Origin of the sequence: Sphingomonas sp., from assembly GCF_003248515.1 — a bacterium.
Lineage (GTDB): Bacteria > Pseudomonadota > Alphaproteobacteria > Sphingomonadales > Sphingomonadaceae > Sphingomonas_I.
Genome location: NZ_QFOB01000001.1, coordinates 215921 through 231947 on the forward strand (window position 1 = coordinate 215921; position 16027 = coordinate 231947).

The window sequence follows — 16027 nt, forward strand, 5'->3', positions numbered from 1 at the left end:
CCACCTCGCGCCTTAAAACCCTTCTTTCGGAGAAACGCGATCATGGGAACGCCGGCCAACACCCTCCTGCTGTTCGGCGTCACCGGCGATCTGTCACGCCGGATGCTGCTGCCGTCCCTGTTCAATCTCGATTCGGATGGGCTACTGCCGGCGGGCCTGCGCATCTTCGGCACGGCCCGCCAGCCGATCGGAGACGATGGGCTGCGGCAGACGGCGCGCGAGGCGCTGGAGCCGATCGTGGCGGATCGCGGGCTGGACAGGGCGATCCTCGATCGCTTCGTCGCGCGGCTCTCCTATGTCGCGGCCGATGCCTCGGATCCGCGCACCTTCGATGCGCTCAGCGATGCGATCCGCGATCGCGTGAAGGATGGGCTCGCCATCTTCCTCTCGACCGCGCCCAGCCTGTTCGAATCGACCATCGCCGGGCTCGAGCAGGCCGGGCTGGCCGGCCCCGAAGTGCGCCTCGCGCTGGAAAAGCCGCTGGGCCAGGATCTCGCCTCCAGCTGCGAGATCAACGATGCCGTCGCCCGCGTCTTCCCCGAGGACCGCACCTTCCGCATCGATCATTATCTGGGCAAGGAAACCGTCCAGAATCTGATCGCGCTGCGCTTCGGCAATGTCCTGTTCGAGCCGCTGTGGAACGCGCAGGGGATCGAACACGTCCAGATCACGGTTTCCGAAACGGTCGGGCTCGAGGGGCGCACCGGCTATTTCGACGGGATGGGATCGCTGCGCGACATGGTGCAGAATCACATGCTCCAGCTGCTCGCGCTCGTCGCGATGGAGGCGCCCACCGAATTCGCCGCCAATGCCGTGCGCGACGAGAAGGTGAAGGTGCTGCGCGCCCTGCGCCCGATCGATGCGACCGCCGCCGCGCGGGAAACCGTGATCGGCCAATATGTGGCGGGCGCGGTCGGCGGGAAGCCCGTGCCCGGCTATATCGACGAACTGGGCGCCCCTTCGGAAACCGAGACGTTCGTGGCGATCAAGGCCCATGTCGATAACTGGCGCTGGCACGGCGTGCCCTTCTATCTGCGCACCGGCAAGCGCCTGCCGACGCGCAAGTCGGAAATCGTGATCCAGTTTCGCGCCGTCCCGCATTCGATCTTCGCCGGCCGCAGCGCGGCGCTGCATCCCAACCGCCTCGTCATCTCGATCCAGCCGGACGAGAATATCAGCCTGACGATGATGGCGAAGCAGCCCGGCCTCGATCGGGGCGGCATCCGCCTGCGCGAAGTGCCGCTGGATATCCGCATGCCCAATGCCTTCGCCGACGTGCGCAAGCGGATCGCCTATGAGCGGTTGTGGATCGATCTGATCGAGGGTCTGCCGACATTGTTCGTCCGCCGCGACGAGGTGGAGGCGCAATGGCAATGGATCGACGCGATCCGCGAGGGCTGGGCCACAAACAGCATGAGCCCCAAGCCCTATGCGGCGGGCACATGGGGGCCAGCCGCCGCGATCGCCCTGACGGAACGAGATGGAGTGAGTTGGAATGATTGAAGCCGAATGGTGGGAATATGATGCGCGCGACGAATTCGTCGATGCGGTCGCCGGCGATATCGGCTTCATCATCGAAAGCGCGCTCGAGGCGCGCAAGGATTGCCTGCTCGCCCTTTCCGGCGGCAAGACGCCGGTGGCCGCCTATGAGAAGCTCGCCAAGCAGAAGCTGGACTGGAAGAAGGTCACGATCATTCCAGTCGACGATCGGCTGGTGAAGGTGGACGATCCCGCCTCCAACGTGGGCATGCTGGCCAAGATCTTCCTGCCCAGGGGCGCGCGCGTCGTGCCGCTGGGTGCTGACAACAAGGATTACAGACAGGCAGGCGCCGCCGCCGATGCGCGCCTGCAGGATCTGCCCTGGCCGCCCGATCTCGTGTTGCTCGGCATGGGCGAGGACGGCCACACCGCCTCGATCTTCCCCGGCCCCGATTTCGATGCGGCGCTGGATGCGCCCAAGGCGCGCCGGGCGATCGGCGTGATGCCCGATCCCCTGCCCAAGGACGCGCCCTTCCCGCGCGTCACGATGACGAAATCGGCGATTCTCTCAGCGCGCGCGCTGATGATCGCGCTGACGGGCCAGAAGAAGCGCGAGATTCTGGAACGCGCGATCGAGGAAGGCCCCGGCTCGCGCCTGCCGATCGGCCGCGTGCTGGCCGAAGCCGAGCAGGCGATCGATATTCACTGGTCGGCAGAATAGAAGCGCCAGGGGCTCCCGCGCCCTTAGATCTTTCGCGGGAGCTCGCTCGGCGCGTCGCGCGGCGCGCGAACGAGTGTCAGGCCAGCGGGCCGGAATAGAACCAGCGGCGCGTGGCCTGCGTGCGGATCAGCATGCAGCCGCAATCCCGGCACGTCGTCTGGATCGTCGCGCTCACATTGTTGCGAACGGGAACGCGCTTCGGCCGATGCTGGCCGTTGGCGCAGATATACGGTTCCATCTTGAATGCGGTCGCCATCGTCATTGCCTCCGTTGCTTCGGAGGTGGGCCGGAAACGTCTCCCCAGCATGTCGCGAATATTTCGACGATGAACGAAAGTGCACGGCTCCTTGCGCGCGTATGGCGGGTGACGCTCGCCTGTCAGGGAGCCGGCCCTCATGTCCGGGCGGGCGCTGAAACAGTCCGGACAGGAAAAAGGCCCGGCTCGCGGGGGAAACGAGCCGGGCCCATTGTCGTCGGCGGACGGGGATACCGCCGAGCCGGCCCTTGCGCTCTAGGGAGGAAAGCGCCGGGCCGTGACAGTAAAATAGGTACGGCCTCTTCCAGTTCCAGATGCTTCTGCTTGGGCGGCCGAAGATTCTTCTACGGCCGCCCCGCCTGGATCACGGCGCGATCCGGAATTTCAGGCGCCGGCACTATGGATGAGCTTGCTCCAGCGCGGCGCAGAGCGCCGTTTCCAGCTCGTTCCGGGTAAAGGGCTTGCGCAGCGTGCCCACATGGGCGGGCAAAGCCGCGACATCGGCAAATCCGGTCACGATCAGCACGGGCGTGCCCGGCCTGCGATGCAGCACGGCCTCCGCAATTTCGGCGCCGGACAGGCCCGGCATCGCGAAATCGGTCATCACGAGATCGAACGGCTCGCCCGCCGCAACGCGATCCAGCGCCTCGCCGCCATCCCGAACCGACATCACCTGATGGCCCAGCTGGCGCAGATATTCCTCGGATATGGCGCGCACGTCCGGATCATCCTCGGCCAGCAGCACGCGCAGCACGCGGATTCCCTCCGGCGCCACGGCCTCCTGCCGCGACGCCGGCTCCGCATCCGAACGCGGTAGCCAGATCGTCACGGTCGTGCCTTGCCCCGCCCCGGTTTCCAGGGTCACGCGTCCCCCCGCATTCACCGCCATCGCGTTCACCATCGGCAGGCCCAGCCCGGTGCCGCGGCCCCGTTCCTTGGTGGTGAAGAAGGGCTCGAACACCCGCGCCGCCACTTCGGGCGTCATGCCATCGCCCTCGTCGGCCAGCGCGATCGTCACATAGTCGCCGGCACGCAGGTCCGGATCACCCCGGGTCACCGTGACATTGCTGGTCGTGATTGCCACGCCGCCGCCGCGCGGCATCGCATCGCGCGCGTTGATCGCGAGGTTCAGGATCGCCAGTTCCAACTGCTCGGGATCGGTGTGAACGGACCAGACATCCGGCGCGAGATCGAACGCCACCTCATCCAGTTCGGTCGTGCGCAGGATCAGTTCGCGCATCCCCAGCAGGATACCGTTGGGATTGGCCGTCTCCACCGTCATCTCGCCCTGCCGGGTGAAGCTCAGCAGGCGCTTGGTGAGGTTCGTGCCGCGCCGCGCCGCCTCAGTCGCGCTTTCGATATAGCGTTGCAGCCGCGCATCCTGTGCCCGCGCCGCGGCAAGCTCCAGATTGCCGTGCACCGCCGTCAGCAGATTGTTGAAGTCATGCGCGATCCCGCCCGCAAGCGTGCCCAGCGCCTGGAGCTTTTCGGATTGTTGCAGGCGAAGCTGGAGCAGTCTTTGCTCGCTCTCGTCGGAAATCACCTTGAGCAGATAGGTCGCGCCCTCGATCTCCAGCGGGAAGCGGCGCACGCGGCGATAGCGCGGCTGGCCATCCGCGCCGATCTCGCGCAATTCCTCGTCGCCCACCCGGCCGCTCGCGATCGCGGCCTCGTCCTGCGCGCGGCCGGGTTGATAGGCCACTTCGGGATCACCCCGCACGACGCGGCCCTGCATGTCGATCACGCCGATCAGATCGGGCGAACGCTCGATCAGCGCGGTGAACAATTGCTGCTCGAAGGCGAGCTGGCGCCGCAGCCGCGTTCGCTCGGCCGCCTGCGCGATCATGCTGCGCAGCGCCTCCGGCTCCCACGGCTTGTGCGCATAGCCCCCGATGCGGCCCTCGTTCACGGCCGATATCACAGCCTCGATATCGGCATAGCCGGTCAGCAGCAGCGTCTCGGCGGAGCTGATCTCCCGCGCCCGCGCCAGAAAGACGTGGCCCGGCATTTCCGGCATCCGCTGATCGGATACGATCACGGCCACGTCCGGTTCGGCCGCCAGCATGTCCAGCGCGCGCGCGGGCGATGTGGTGGTCAGCACGCGATAATCGCCGTCCAGCAGATCCTCGAACGCGACGAGGATCTCCGCCTCGTCATCCACGAGCAGGATGGTCGGCATGTCGGGCGCGGCCCCGGTCATGCCGACTCCACCGGCACGGCGATGGTGAATTCGGCCCCGCCCAGCAGGCTCGTCCCGATCCCGATTTCGCCGCCATGCGAACGGACCACGCCATAAGCGATGGCGAGGCCCAGGCCGGTGCCCACGCCGATATCCTTGGTGGTGTAGAAAGGCTCGAAGATCCGCCCGCGCGCCTCTTCCGGCACGCCCGGCCCGCTATCTCCGATCACGATTTCATAGCGGCCATCCGCCATCCGGGTCTCGATCCCGATCCTCCCTCCGTGGGGCAGCACGTCGGCGGCATTGGAAAGGATGTTCATCACCACCTGATTAATCAGCGCCGCCGAGCAGCGCAGCGTCGGTATGGCGTCATAACGCCGCTCGATCAGGATGGCATCGCCCAGTTTGGGCGCCAGCAACGTAACGACCGCCTCGATCGATTCGGGAATGTCGGTCATCACCCGATCGCCCTCGTCGAGGCGGGAGAAACGCCGCAGCTTCACCACCAGTTGCTGGATGCGCGCCAGCCCCGCCTGCATCGATCCCAGCCGGTCCGCCGCGCGATCCAGCTTCGCGGCCTCAAGGCCCGTCATGCCCCCGCGCGCTTCACCGATCAGCCGCTGCACCGTCGCCTGATGCGCGAGGATGAAGGCGAGCGGATTGTTGATCTCGTGCGCGATGCCGGCGACGAGTTCGCCCAGCGACGCCATCTTCGCCGCCTGGATCAGCTGGGCCTGGGTCGAGGAAAGCTGGGCGTTGGCCGCCGCCAGTTCGCGATTGGCGAGCGACAGCGCCTCGGCCCCCTCCGCCTCGGCGCGGGCGGCGGCGAGCGCGCTTTCGCGCTGGCGCTCATGCTCGGCATGCCGCGCCTCCTCATCGCGCGCGAATTTCCGGCGGACGACGGCGCGGATGCGCGCGGCCAGCGTCTCGCGCTCCTCCGCCTTGGCGAGCACGTCGTCGGCGCCTGCCGCGAAACCCTGCAGCGCGAGATCGCCGCCCGCGCGCGGCTGGCCGAGCGCGACGATCTCGAAACCGCCGCCGCGCCGCGCGTCCAGATCGCGGCAGAACGCGAAACCGTCGAAACCGGCGCCGTCGACATCCACCACCACGCAATCGATGCCGCCGCGCGCCAGCATCTGCTCCGCGCCGGCGGGATCGGCCGCCACACCCAGCTCATATCCCTCACCGGTCAGCATATCCCGAAAGGGCGCCGCATCGTCGGCCGCCGAGACGAGCAGCATCCGTGCCCGGCGAAAGCCCTCCACGCCGGCGGCGCCACCTTCGGGCCGGCGTTGGCGCAGCAATGCCCGCAGCCGCCCCAGCAGCAGGGCGCTTTCGGCGGACTTGGGCACATAGGCGCTCGCGCCGCTGTCCAGCCCGTGCCGCTCCAGATCGCGCGATGCGCCGCCCGTCAGCATCAGCACGGGCAGCGCGCGCGTCTGGCCATTCATCCGCACGAGCCGGACGAGTTCATCCCCATTCATGCCGGGCAGATGATAATCCACCACCAGCAGATCCGGTTGTGCCCGCGCCATCTGATCCAGCGCGGCCTCGGCAGAGGTCACCCGCTCCACCGAATAGCCTTCCTGCTCCAGCAGCAGGCGAAGCTGCATCGCCTGCGTATCCGAATCCTCGACGATCAGGATGCTGGAAGCGGGGGAGGAGGAAGCCGGCGCACCCATCATGCGCGCGCGCCCGCCCGGCCGATCGCCCGCGCGATCGCATCGCCCATCTTGTCCAGCGGAACGGCCGTGGCACCTTCGCGCACCGCCGCCGCCGGCATGCCATAGACGATCGCGCTCGATCGATCCTCGGCAAAGACCGGCGCCCCCGCCGCCAGCAGCGCTCGCACGCCCGGCGCGCCATCCTCGCCCATGCCGGTCAGCATCACGCCGATCGCGGCCGCGCCGGCATGAGCCGCCGCCGATTCGAACAGGGCCGTCGCCGCCGGGCGCTGGCCGCGCAGCGCGGGCTCCCGATCGATCGCGGCATGGCCCGTCCGATCGAGCCGCAGATGATGATCGCCCGGCGCGACGAGGATCGTGCCCGGCTCCAGCCGCTCACCCGCGGTGGCGACCGCGACCCGCCACGGCAGCACGCCATCCAGCCAGCGCGCAAAACCCTCCATGAAAGGCACGCCCATATGCTGGACGAGCAGCACCGGCAGGCCGATCGTGGGCGGCACCACGGCGAACAGGCGGGCCAGCGCCTGCGGACCGCCCGTGGATGCGGCGCAGACGATCAGCTTCGGCGCCACGCCCTGGCGGCCAGGCCTATCGCTCCGCAACGGCACCGAACGCAGCCGCCGCCGCACCACCGGCACATCGGCCATGATGCGCAGCTGGGTGCGGATCTCCTGCGCGACGCCGGCATAATCGGCGTGGCTTATGCCCACGGGCTTTTCCACCACGGAGAGCGCACCGCTGCTGAGTGCCTCCATCGTCCGCCCGAGAGATTCCTTCTCCACGCTGGCGGAGATCACCACGATCGGCGTGGGCCGTTCGGCCATGATGCGCCGCGTGGCCTCCAGCCCGTCCATTCCCGGCAGGCGGATATCCATGGAAATGATGTCGGGCCGCACGGCCGGCAGCGCCGCCAGCGCTTCCTCCGCGCTGGCAAACGCCCCCGCCACCTCCAGATCGTGAGCCTGCCCGATGATATGCGTGAGCAACGCCTGCACGACAGGCGAATCCTCGACGATCATGACGCGGATCGGGGGACCTCCCTTGCCGCGCATCTCAGGTCAGCCGCCGCACGGTGGCCAGCAGTTCGCCCTGCTCGAAGCTCTGCTTCGTCACATAGGCGTCGGCCCCCAGATCCAGCCCGCGCTGAATATCATCGGGCGCATCGCGAGACGTCATCATGATGACAGGAATGCCGGCCAGAACCCGATCGTTCCGAATGGCGGCCAGCAGCGCGAAACCATCCATGCGCGGCATCTCCACATCGGCCACGACCAGATCGAATTCGGCCCCCGGCGCGCGCAACCGATCCAGCGCATCGATTCCGTCGACGGACAGCAGCACGCGATAGCCATGGCTTTCGAGAATGCCACGCTCCAGCGTGCGCGTGGTGATTGAATCGTCCACCACCAGGATGGTCCGCTGCCGCTCCGGCGTGGCGAAGACCGGCGCGCCCGCCTCGCCCGCCGCCGAGCGCACCCGCGCCAGCAGCGCGTCGATCGAAAGCACCAGCATGACTTCGCCATCCGCGTCGCTTGCCGTGCCGAGGATCAGCGGCATCTCGACGGCAACATGGGCGGGATCGCCGAATGCCAGCGGGCGTACGTCGCGCAGCGCATCCACCATCAGCAGCACCGCCGTCCCGTCGCGCTCGATCAGCAGCGCCGGCGCGCCCTCCTGCGCCGGCGCGCCCTCCAGCCCCAGCAGGCCGGCCAGCGCCACGATCGGCACCGCGCGAGCCTCCCCGCCTACCTCCACATGATAAGCGGGCCGCCCCCCAAGGGAGATGGCGGTGGCAGGATCGAGCCGCATCAACCTGACGACCGCGCTGGTGGGCAAGGCGAAGCACTGGCCGCCCGCCTCCACCAGAAGCACCGCGCGCCGCGTGATCGTGAGCGGCGCCGCCATCTCGATCCGGGTGCCGCCCCGGGCGCCGCGCGCCAGCCGCACCGATCCGTTCAGCCGCCGCACCGCATCCGCCACCACGGCCAGCCCCACGCCCCGGCCGGAAAGATGATCCGCCTCGACGCTCGTCGAGACACCATGTTCGAACAGCAAGGCGAACAATGCCGCCTCGCCCGCCGCAGCATCCGGCGGCACAAGCCCGCGCCGGGTGGCCGCCGCGCGGATCGCGCCCGGATCGGGGCCGGCACCGTCATCCTCCACCGCAACGATCAGGCTGCCCCTGCGGGCGCGTATCTCCAGCCGGATCAGCCCTTCCTCAGCCTTGCCCGCACGCGCACGCCGGGCCGGCGCCTCGATCCCGTGGCCGATCGCGTTGCGCATGATCTGCATCAGGGGATCGCGCAGCCGTTGGATCAGGCGGCGATCGGCCTCGGCACCGTCCGCCTCCACGATCAGGCGCGCATGCTTGCCGGCCTCCTCCGCCAGTTCGCGGGTCATCCGCTCCAGCCCGGTGGCAAGGCTCTCCGCGGGCACGAGCATCAGGCGTTCGGCATCCGCATCCACCGCGGCGACGGCGCGGTTGACGCGATCGTCCGCCTCCGTCCTGTGCCCGGCGATCTGCAGCATGGCGAAGTGAAGGCGGGCGAGGCGTGCCGAAATATCGGCCATCCTGGCGCCCGGCGCGATGCTGGCCCGCCTGATGCTGTCCAGCTCATCCCGCGTCGCGCGCAAATTGCTGGCTATGGCCGATCGGAAATCGAGCTCCTCGCGCAGCGAGCGCAGCGATTCGGTCAGTTCCCCGAGATGGCGGGAGGAGATGCGGATGATCTCGTCCCCGGGCTCGTCCGCCGCCGGCAGGGCGCCTTCGTCCGCCGATTCCGATCCTTCCGGATCGCCCGCATCCTCGATCGCATCGATCAGCCCACGCGCGTCGGCCAGCATCGCGGGGCCAAAATGCCCCTGCGCCTCAGCCTGCTCCAGCAATCCCTCCAGCGTGTGAGAGAGATCCTCGATCCCGGGCTGATCCGCCGCGCGCGCCGCCCCCTTCAGGCTGTGGGCGCGGCGGAAGAGATCGCGCAGATCGGGCATCCCGCCGCCTTCCGCCAGCGCGATCCCGGCGCGCAGCGCCGCGAGATGCTCCGCGAGCTCTGCCGCGAAGACGCGCGCCAGTTGCAGGCGGAGATCCTCCATCGCCTCAGATCCGGTAGCGCTCGGTGAGCGTCAGCAAGGTCTGCGCGAGATTGGCGAGATCCAGCGCCGCCTGATCCAGCTGTCGGGTGGAGGATGCCGTCTGCTGGCTCGCCTGCCGGATATTCTGCAGCGCCAGCGTCACCTGCTCGATGCCGATCTGCTGCTGGTTGGTGGAAGCCACGATCTGCTGGAAGGTTTGTACGCTCTCCTGGATCCGCGCCGACATCTCCTCGATCGTCGCCTGCGCCGTATCCGTGCGCTCCTTGCCCGCGGCGACGCGCTTCACGCCCTCCTCCGTCAGCATCACCGATCCGTTGATGCCGCGCTGGATCTCGCCCAGCAGGCTGCGCACCTGCCGGGTCGAATCCTTCGCCTGATCGGCCAGCGTCTTCAGTTCCGCCGCCACGATCGCGAAGCTGCGCCCCTGCTCGCCCGCCGCAGCCGCCTCTATCGCGGCGTTCAGCGCCAGCAGGTGCGCGCGCTCCGATATGTCGTTCACGGTGGAAATGATGTCGCCGATCGCCGCCGTCTTCTCCGAAAGCGAGACGATATTCTGCGCGACCGTCTCAGCCTGCTCGCGAATCAGGTCCATCGCCTGCACGGTGCCCTCGATCGCGACGATGCCCGCCTCGGTCGTCTGCGTCGTTTCCTGCGCGGCGGCGATCACGGCCTGCGCGCGCCGGCTGATCTGCGTGCCCGAATGGGTGATCTCGTCGACGGTAGCCGCCGTTTCCTGAATCGCCGCCAGCTGTTCCTCCACGCTTGCCGCCTGCTGCTGGGTGGAGGCGCGGATCTCGGTCGCGGCGGCGTTGAGGTTTTCGGTCGCGCCCCGGCTCTGGCGGGCCAGCCCGCGCAAACCTTCCACCATCTGGTTCAGCTGCTGGCCGAGCTTGCCCAGTTCGTCTTTGCCCGTCTCCACGTTGCGGGTGAGATCGCCCGCGCCGACATGCTCGCTGAACGCCATGAAACCGGCCAGCGGCCCGATCACGGAGCGGCGAATCGCCCAGGTGACGCCGATGCTGACGGCGACGGCCGCCACGATCCAGAGGAGCACGGAAAGGCGGCTGGATTCATAGACGCGCGCGCCCTCGGCAAGGCCCGCCTCATCGATCTGCTTCAGCGTCTCGCGCATGGCCGTCATCGCCTGCATGACACGCGCGCGATCGGCCACGACGACCGGCTCCTGCGCGAGCATCGCGGTGCGATCACCGCTGGAAATCGCCGCGAACTGCGCCTCGACATCGGTGCGCAAAGTCGTCAGCGCACTGGCCGTCGCATCCAACTGACCCGCCATTTCGGTCCAGCGACGGGTGCGATCCGCCGAAATGGGAATGGCGATATAGCTGTCCACGTCGCGGCGCAGCGTGGCGATCCCGTCCTGCGAATCCTGCACGGCCCTGCGCCAGTTGTCGGTCGGATCGGTCTCGCCTTCGGCCTGGCCGATCGCGAGGCGGCGAACGGCAGCCGTCCTGAGTTCCACCATCCGCGCCAGCGAGGACTGGACGGCATCCAGCCGGTCCAGCGTGCCCATGTCGCGCTTCACCACGGCATCCAGCGTGGCGCGCACCCGGCCCACCTGCCCGATCGAATAGAAGCCAAGCGCGACGAGCAGCGCCGTCACGATCGCGAAGCCAAGCACGATCCGATTGGAAACCGACACCTTCACACCCCTCTCTGCCGGCCGGAGAGGCCCAGCGCCTCCACCAGCCCGGTCTTGTCTACCAGCGACAATCGTCCGCCGTCCGCCATCGCGACCTGACGCGTCGACCCCCCATCCTCCGGAGCCTCCGCCTGCTCGCGCGCGAGCGTGGCGAGGCCCTCCGCCCGATCGACGAGCAGCGCCAGTTGCGGCTGCGTTCCGCGCAGCACCAGAAGATGCCCGTCTCGTACGGCGGGTCCCAGCCCGAGGGCCGCCGCAGGATCCACGACATTGATGAGCCGCCCGCGCCGCGAGGCAAGCCCCACAAGCGCCGACGGGGCTCCCGGAACCGGCGTCATCCGGCCCGCCGCCAGCACCAGCGCGATATCGTCCAGCGGCAGGGCGAACCTTTCCTCGCCCAGCGTCCACACCATCACCGCCGCGCCGGGCTCTTCCGGCACCGGCGCCGTCCGCACGGTCGCTGCCCGGCGCGCGAGCAGGCGGGCCGCCACGGCGGCGTCCATCCCATCCGCCCGCAACTCGATATCGGCCGCCCGGATGACGTCGCCGCTCACCGACTCACCCCCGGATCCTGCGCAAGGCGATGCCGGATCGCCTCGTGCAGATCGGCCACGGTCAGCCCCTCGCCTTCCTGCACGAGCGTCTCGGGATCGGCATCGGCGACCGCCTCCGCCGCGTTGGCGAGTGCGCGGCGCCCCTCGCGCGGTTTCCCCTCGCGCAGCAAATGCTCGCCCAGCAGATAATGGGCCATGGCGAAGCCGCGATCGAGATAGAGCACGCCGCGCAGCGCCTTCTCTGCCACGGCCATATCCCGCTCCGCCAGCGCGCCGAGCGCCTCCAGATAGAGCAGCACGGGATCGCTCCGCCGCGCCGGCCGCAGTTGCTCGATCGCGCGGCGCGCCTCGCCCGTGGCACCACGCGCGAGGAGCCCGCGCACCTCGTCCAGCGAAGAGGGCGCGGGATCGGCGGGCCTGGGCGGCGGGGGCGCGGCGGGCTCGCGCCGAACCGGGCGGCGGGGGCCGCGACGGGGCGGGAGCGGCGGCCGGGGCCGTGGAGCCGGCGGGGCGGGCGCCTCGCCGGGCGGTTCGCCGGAGCGCGGTGCCTCGTCACGCACATAGACGACGATCCCGTGCACATCGATCGGGGCGAGGCGGCTGGCAGCGGCGATCCCGGCCTCGGCATGGCCCAGCATCAATTTGCCGTGCGCCGCCAGCCGCCCGCCAAGCGCGGTGACGACGGCGGCGGCCACATCGGGATGGAAATAGATGAGCAGGTTCCGACAGAGGATCAGATCATAATCGTTGCGCCCGATCACCGGCACGGGATCCAGCAGGTCGAGCAGATTCTGTCGCTCGAAGCGGACCATCCCCCGGAAGGCCGGCTTCAGCCGCCAGCGGCCATCCTCCACCGTGAACAGACGGGCGCGTTCCTCCGCCGGCACGGCCCGCAGCGCCCAGCCGCCGTAAAGCGCCGCACGCGCATCGCCCAGCGCCCGCTCGTCTAGGTCCGTCCCGAGGATCGAGATGCTCCAGTCCGCCGCAGCATCGCCCAGCAGATCGTGGATCAGCACCGCCAGAGAATAGGGTTCCGCCCCCGTGGAGCAGCCCGCGCTCCAGATCCGGACGTGGCGATCCTCCGTATGCCGCGCGAGAATCGCGGGCAGGATCTGGCTTTTCAGCACTGCGAACTGCTCGGCGAAGCGGAAGAAGAACGTCTCCTTGATCGTGAGTTCGCTCTCCAGCAGCCGCCATTCGCGGGGGCCGGCGGCGGCGTCGCGCAGCCGCTCCAGATACAGCGCGGGATCGGAGATGCCGAGCGCGGCCATGCGCTTGGCCAGCCGCTCGCCCAGCTGCTCCTCCTTGTCATCATAATAATGATGGCCGGTCCGCGCGACGATCAGCGCCTTCAGATCGGGAAAGGCGGGATCGCCCGTCGGCGTCGGAATCCGGTGGATCGCGCTCATGCCGGCACTTCCCACGCCGCCAGCCGGCGCGAGGCGAGATCGGTCAGTTCGGCGAGTGCCGCCGTCTCGGCCGTCGCCAGCAGCCGCGCGACCGAGAGCACCGGCACCAGCCCGTGCCCCGTATCGGCCAGCGCGATCGCGCAGCCGTTCAGCGTATCCGCCGGATCCAGCGGCGCGATCGCCTCGGCCGCGATCATCACCGTCTCCTCGGCCCGGTCCACCAGCAGACCACCGCCTGCCCCGCCCAGCGCGGGCAGAACGAGGATATGCGCATAGAAATCCGGCCGCTCCGGCTCCGGCAGGCCCAGCAGCAGCGCCGCGTGAAGCACCGGCATCGCCTCGCTGGCGACGGGCAGGAAACCCACGACCGGCTTCGGCGATGTCGGCGGCCGCCACAGAGGCGGCACGGGCAGGACGGACGAGACTTCGGCCGCCGGAAAGACGAGACGCCGATCCCCGACGCGGGCGATCACCGACCAGCCTCCCTCCCAGGGGCGCATATCGTCCGTCTCGTCCATTCCCAGAGGCATAGTCCCGTTCCGTGGCGGAGCAACGTCGTTTCGGAAGGAGGCCGACGATCCAGCCACCTTTTGCGTCATCGCCGGCGCCGTCCTATCGTCGCCCGCGATGACGGATCACACCCAGCCCGCCGCCCTTTTCGCCGAAGCCCGACGGCAGCTTGCCCGGCTCATCGCCTTCGATACGACGTCGCGCCTCTCCAATCTCGCCCTGGTCGAATATGTGGAGGCCGAGCTCGGGGCGATCGGCGTGCAGGGCGCGCGCGTCGCAAACGAAGATGGCGGTAAGGCGAATTTCTATGCCTCTATCGGCCCGGCCGTGCCGGGCGGCATCGTGCTCTCCGGCCATACGGATGTGGTGCCCGTCGATGGCCAGCCCTGGTCCAGCGATCCCTTCACGCTCACCGAGCGCGACGGCCGCCTGTACGGGCGCGGCACCTGCGACATGAAGGGCTTCCTCGCCCTGGCGCTGGCCGCCGCCAAATCGGGCGCGCCGCTCGTGCGGCCGATCCACCTGGCTTTCTCCTATGACGAGGAGGTGGGGTGCCTCGGCGCGCCCTCCATGATCGCGCGCATCGCGGAAACGCTGCCTGCGCCAGCCGCCGTCATCGTGGGCGAACCTACCAATATGGAGGTGGTGAGCGGCCACAAGAGCATCTCCACCTGGACGGTCACCGTCACCGGCCACGAGGCGCATTCCAGCCTCACGCATCTCGGCCTTTCCGCCAACATGGCCGCGATCCGCCTGATGGCGCAGCTGGCGGGGATCGCCGGGGAGCTGGAGGCGCAGGCGGATCCGGCCTCGCCTTTCCATCCGCCGCACGCCACGCTCACGATCGGGCAGATCGAGGGCGGCACCGCCGTGAACATCCTGGCGCGCCAGTGCCGTTTCGTCTTCGATCTGCGCTGCCCGCCCGGCCAGGATCCGGATCGCATCGTGGCGCCCTTCCTCGAGGCGGCCGGGCGGCTGGATGCCGAGATGAAGGCACGCTTTCCCGAAGCGGGCGTGGCCGTGGCCCGCCGATCCGCCACCCCCTATCTGGCGCCGGTGGCGGATAGCCCGGCCGAGCGGATCGCGCGGCGGCTGGCCGGCGACAACGGGCCGCCGCGCGTCGTTTCCTATGCGGCGGAGGCCGGGCAGTTCCAGGGCGCGGGCTTCGCCACGATCATCTGCGGGCCGGGATCGATCGAACAGGCGCACCAGCCCGATGAATATGTCGCCATCGCGCAGCTGGAGCGTGGCGCAGCCTTCATGACCCGGCTCCTGGAGATGCTGGGCCGTTAAGACGGCCGGGATTCCCTTCGGGGCCATAACAGGATAGGCTGCGCCTGAAGGAGATCGCCATCCGCCAGGTCGCCGCTCTGCCCTATCGTGTCGAGGATTCCGGCGCGCTCAGCGTTTTGCTGGTGACGTCGCGCGAGACGCGCCGGTGGGTGGTGCCCAAGGGCAATCCGATCCGCGGCCTGTCGGCGCACGAGGCGGCCGCGCAGGAAGCCTATGAGGAAGCGGGCGTCGTGGGCATCACCTGCCCCGCCGCGCTCGGCCATTTCCGCTACGACAAGCGCAAGCGCGATGGATCGCTCCAGCCAGCCACGGTGGCGCTCTATCCCGTGGCGGTGGTTGAACAGCTCAACGACTGGCCGGAGCGCGACGAACGCGAAACGCGCTGGTTCGATCTCGAAAGTGCCAGCCACGCTGTCACAGAACCGGAACTTAAACGTCTTATCGGCGGGTTCCGCGCGCCTTTGAGGCGGGCTGGACGGATGGCGCGCATATTGTCATGGGCGCGAACTAAGAGCGGGGAAAGGTTCGCAATGCTGCGCTGGTTCCAGGCGTTGATGCCCAAACAGGGCCGTTTTTTTGAGCAATTTGAAGAGCATGCCAAGACTCTGGTCGCAGGATCGGATGCGCTTGCGCGGCTTTTGAAGGGCGGAGGAGACATTCCGGCGCTCGTCCGCGAGATTCAGGATCGGGAGCATGATGCCGATGCGATCACGCGCGATGTGCTGCAGGATGTGCGCCGCGTCCTCATCACGCCCTTCGATCGCACCGCCATTTCCGGCCTGATCGCCGTGATGGACGACGCGATCGATCAGATGAACAAGACGGGCAAGGCGATCACGCTGTATGATCTCACCGAGTTCGCCCCCGAGATGCGCGACATGAGCGGCATCATCGTGGAAGCTTCGCGGCTGACGGCCGAGGTGCTGCCGCTTCTGCGCTCCGTCGCCAAGAACAGCACGCGCATCCTCGAGCTGACCGCCCGCATGGTGGAGATTGAGGGCGTCGCCGACGATATTCACGATGCCGGCCTCAAGGCGCTCTACCAGCGCAGCAGCGGCCCGGACATGAAGGAGTTCATCGTCGGGCGCGAAATCTATTCGCATCTGGAAAAGATCGTCGACCGGTTCGAGGACGTCGCAAACGAGATCCAGGGTCTCGTGATCGACCACGCCTGATCAGGGCCGGCCA

13 protein-coding genes are annotated in these 16027 nt (G+C 68.6%); 4 read left to right on the plus strand and 9 right to left on the minus strand.

The window, feature by feature from the left end; all coding sequences use genetic code 11:
- Window positions 1–42: 42 nt before the first annotated feature.
- Both zwf and pgl read left to right on the plus strand, forming a co-directional pair.
- The gene (gene zwf / locus DI605_RS01080) at window positions 43–1503 is read left to right on the plus strand and encodes a glucose-6-phosphate dehydrogenase (protein ID WP_293968040.1); all 1461 of its coding nucleotides are present in this window, start codon (window positions 43–45) and stop codon (window positions 1501–1503) included.
- Entirely contained in the window at window positions 1496–2200 is a 705-nt protein-coding gene (gene pgl / locus DI605_RS01085; protein ID WP_293968042.1) for a 6-phosphogluconolactonase, read from the plus strand. Before zwf ends, pgl begins: the two co-directional genes overlap by 8 nt.
- A 76-nt stretch (window positions 2201–2276) precedes the next feature.
- Here pgl and DI605_RS01090 read toward each other — a convergent pair whose 3' ends face one another.
- The 9 genes from DI605_RS01090 to DI605_RS01130 form a co-directional block, all read right to left on the minus strand.
- On the minus strand, window positions 2277–2456 hold the full coding sequence (locus tag DI605_RS01090) for a hypothetical protein (protein ID WP_293968044.1): 180 nt from the start codon (window positions 2454–2456) through the stop codon (window positions 2277–2279).
- Window positions 2457–2853: 397 nt separating this feature from the next.
- Entirely contained in the window at window positions 2854–4656 is a 1803-nt protein-coding gene (locus DI605_RS01095; protein ID WP_293968046.1) for a response regulator, read from the minus strand.
- Window positions 4653–6320: a response regulator gene (locus DI605_RS01100; RefSeq protein ID WP_293968048.1), complete on the minus strand. Its 1668-nt coding sequence runs from the start codon at window positions 6318–6320 to the stop codon at window positions 4653–4655. Before DI605_RS01100 ends, DI605_RS01095 begins: the two co-directional genes overlap by 4 nt.
- Entirely contained in the window at window positions 6317–7339 is a 1023-nt protein-coding gene (locus DI605_RS01105) for a chemotaxis protein CheB (RefSeq protein WP_293968050.1), read from the minus strand. The genes DI605_RS01100 and DI605_RS01105 overlap by 4 nt, the downstream gene beginning before the upstream one ends.
- A gap of 34 nt (window positions 7340–7373) precedes the next feature.
- Window positions 7374–9413, minus strand: a complete 2040-nt coding sequence (locus DI605_RS01110) for a response regulator (protein WP_293968052.1) — start codon at window positions 9411–9413, stop codon at window positions 7374–7376.
- A gap of 4 nt (window positions 9414–9417) precedes the next feature.
- On the minus strand, window positions 9418–11073 hold the full coding sequence (locus tag DI605_RS01115; protein ID WP_293968054.1) for a methyl-accepting chemotaxis protein: 1656 nt from the start codon (window positions 11071–11073) through the stop codon (window positions 9418–9420).
- A gap of 2 nt (window positions 11074–11075) precedes the next feature.
- Complete coding sequence (locus DI605_RS01120) at window positions 11076–11627, minus strand: chemotaxis protein CheW (RefSeq protein WP_293968056.1); 552 nt, start codon at window positions 11625–11627, stop codon at window positions 11076–11078.
- A complete protein-coding gene (locus DI605_RS01125) occupies window positions 11624–13036 on the minus strand; it encodes a protein-glutamate O-methyltransferase CheR (RefSeq protein ID WP_293968058.1) in 1413 nt (470 codons plus the stop codon). Before DI605_RS01125 ends, DI605_RS01120 begins: the two co-directional genes overlap by 4 nt.
- Window positions 13033–13566 (minus strand): chemotaxis protein CheW, encoded by a 534-nt coding sequence (locus tag DI605_RS01130; RefSeq protein WP_293968061.1) that lies wholly within the window; start codon window positions 13564–13566, stop codon window positions 13033–13035. Before DI605_RS01130 ends, DI605_RS01125 begins: the two co-directional genes overlap by 4 nt.
- A gap of 97 nt (window positions 13567–13663) precedes the next feature.
- Between DI605_RS01130 and argE the strand changes: the two genes are divergently transcribed.
- Window positions 13664–14839: an acetylornithine deacetylase gene (argE, locus tag DI605_RS01135; protein WP_293968064.1), complete on the plus strand. Its 1176-nt coding sequence runs from the start codon at window positions 13664–13666 to the stop codon at window positions 14837–14839.
- A gap of 59 nt (window positions 14840–14898) precedes the next feature.
- Window positions 14899–16014 (plus strand): DUF47 family protein, encoded by a 1116-nt coding sequence (locus tag DI605_RS01140; RefSeq protein WP_293968856.1) that lies wholly within the window; start codon window positions 14899–14901, stop codon window positions 16012–16014.
- The last annotated feature ends 13 nt before the right edge of the window (window positions 16015–16027 follow it).

Excerpts from the sequence above, each read along its gene's own strand:
- zwf (WP_293968040.1), top strand. The coding sequence starts at position 43 with ATGGGAACGCCGGCCAACACCCTCCTGCTGTTCGGCGTCACCGGCGAT.
- pgl (WP_293968042.1), top strand. The coding sequence starts at position 1,496 with ATGATTGAAGCCGAATGGTGGGAATATGATGCGCGCGACGAATTCGTC.
- DI605_RS01090 (WP_293968044.1), bottom strand. The coding sequence starts at position 2,456 with ATGGCGACCGCATTCAAGATGGAACCGTATATCTGCGCCAACGGCCAG.
- DI605_RS01095 (WP_293968046.1), bottom strand. The coding sequence starts at position 4,656 with ATGACCGGGGCCGCGCCCGACATGCCGACCATCCTGCTCGTGGATGAC.
- DI605_RS01100 (WP_293968048.1), bottom strand. The coding sequence starts at position 6,320 with ATGATGGGTGCGCCGGCTTCCTCCTCCCCCGCTTCCAGCATCCTGATC.
- DI605_RS01105 (WP_293968050.1), bottom strand. The coding sequence starts at position 7,339 with ATGATCGTCGAGGATTCGCCTGTCGTGCAGGCGTTGCTCACGCATATC.
- DI605_RS01110 (WP_293968052.1), bottom strand. The coding sequence starts at position 9,413 with ATGGAGGATCTCCGCCTGCAACTGGCGCGCGTCTTCGCGGCAGAGCTC.
- DI605_RS01125 (WP_293968058.1), bottom strand. The coding sequence starts at position 13,036 with ATGAGCGCGATCCACCGGATTCCGACGCCGACGGGCGATCCCGCCTTT.
- DI605_RS01130 (WP_293968061.1), bottom strand. The coding sequence starts at position 13,566 with ATGCCTCTGGGAATGGACGAGACGGACGATATGCGCCCCTGGGAGGGA.
- argE (WP_293968064.1), top strand. The coding sequence starts at position 13,664 with ATGACGGATCACACCCAGCCCGCCGCCCTTTTCGCCGAAGCCCGACGG.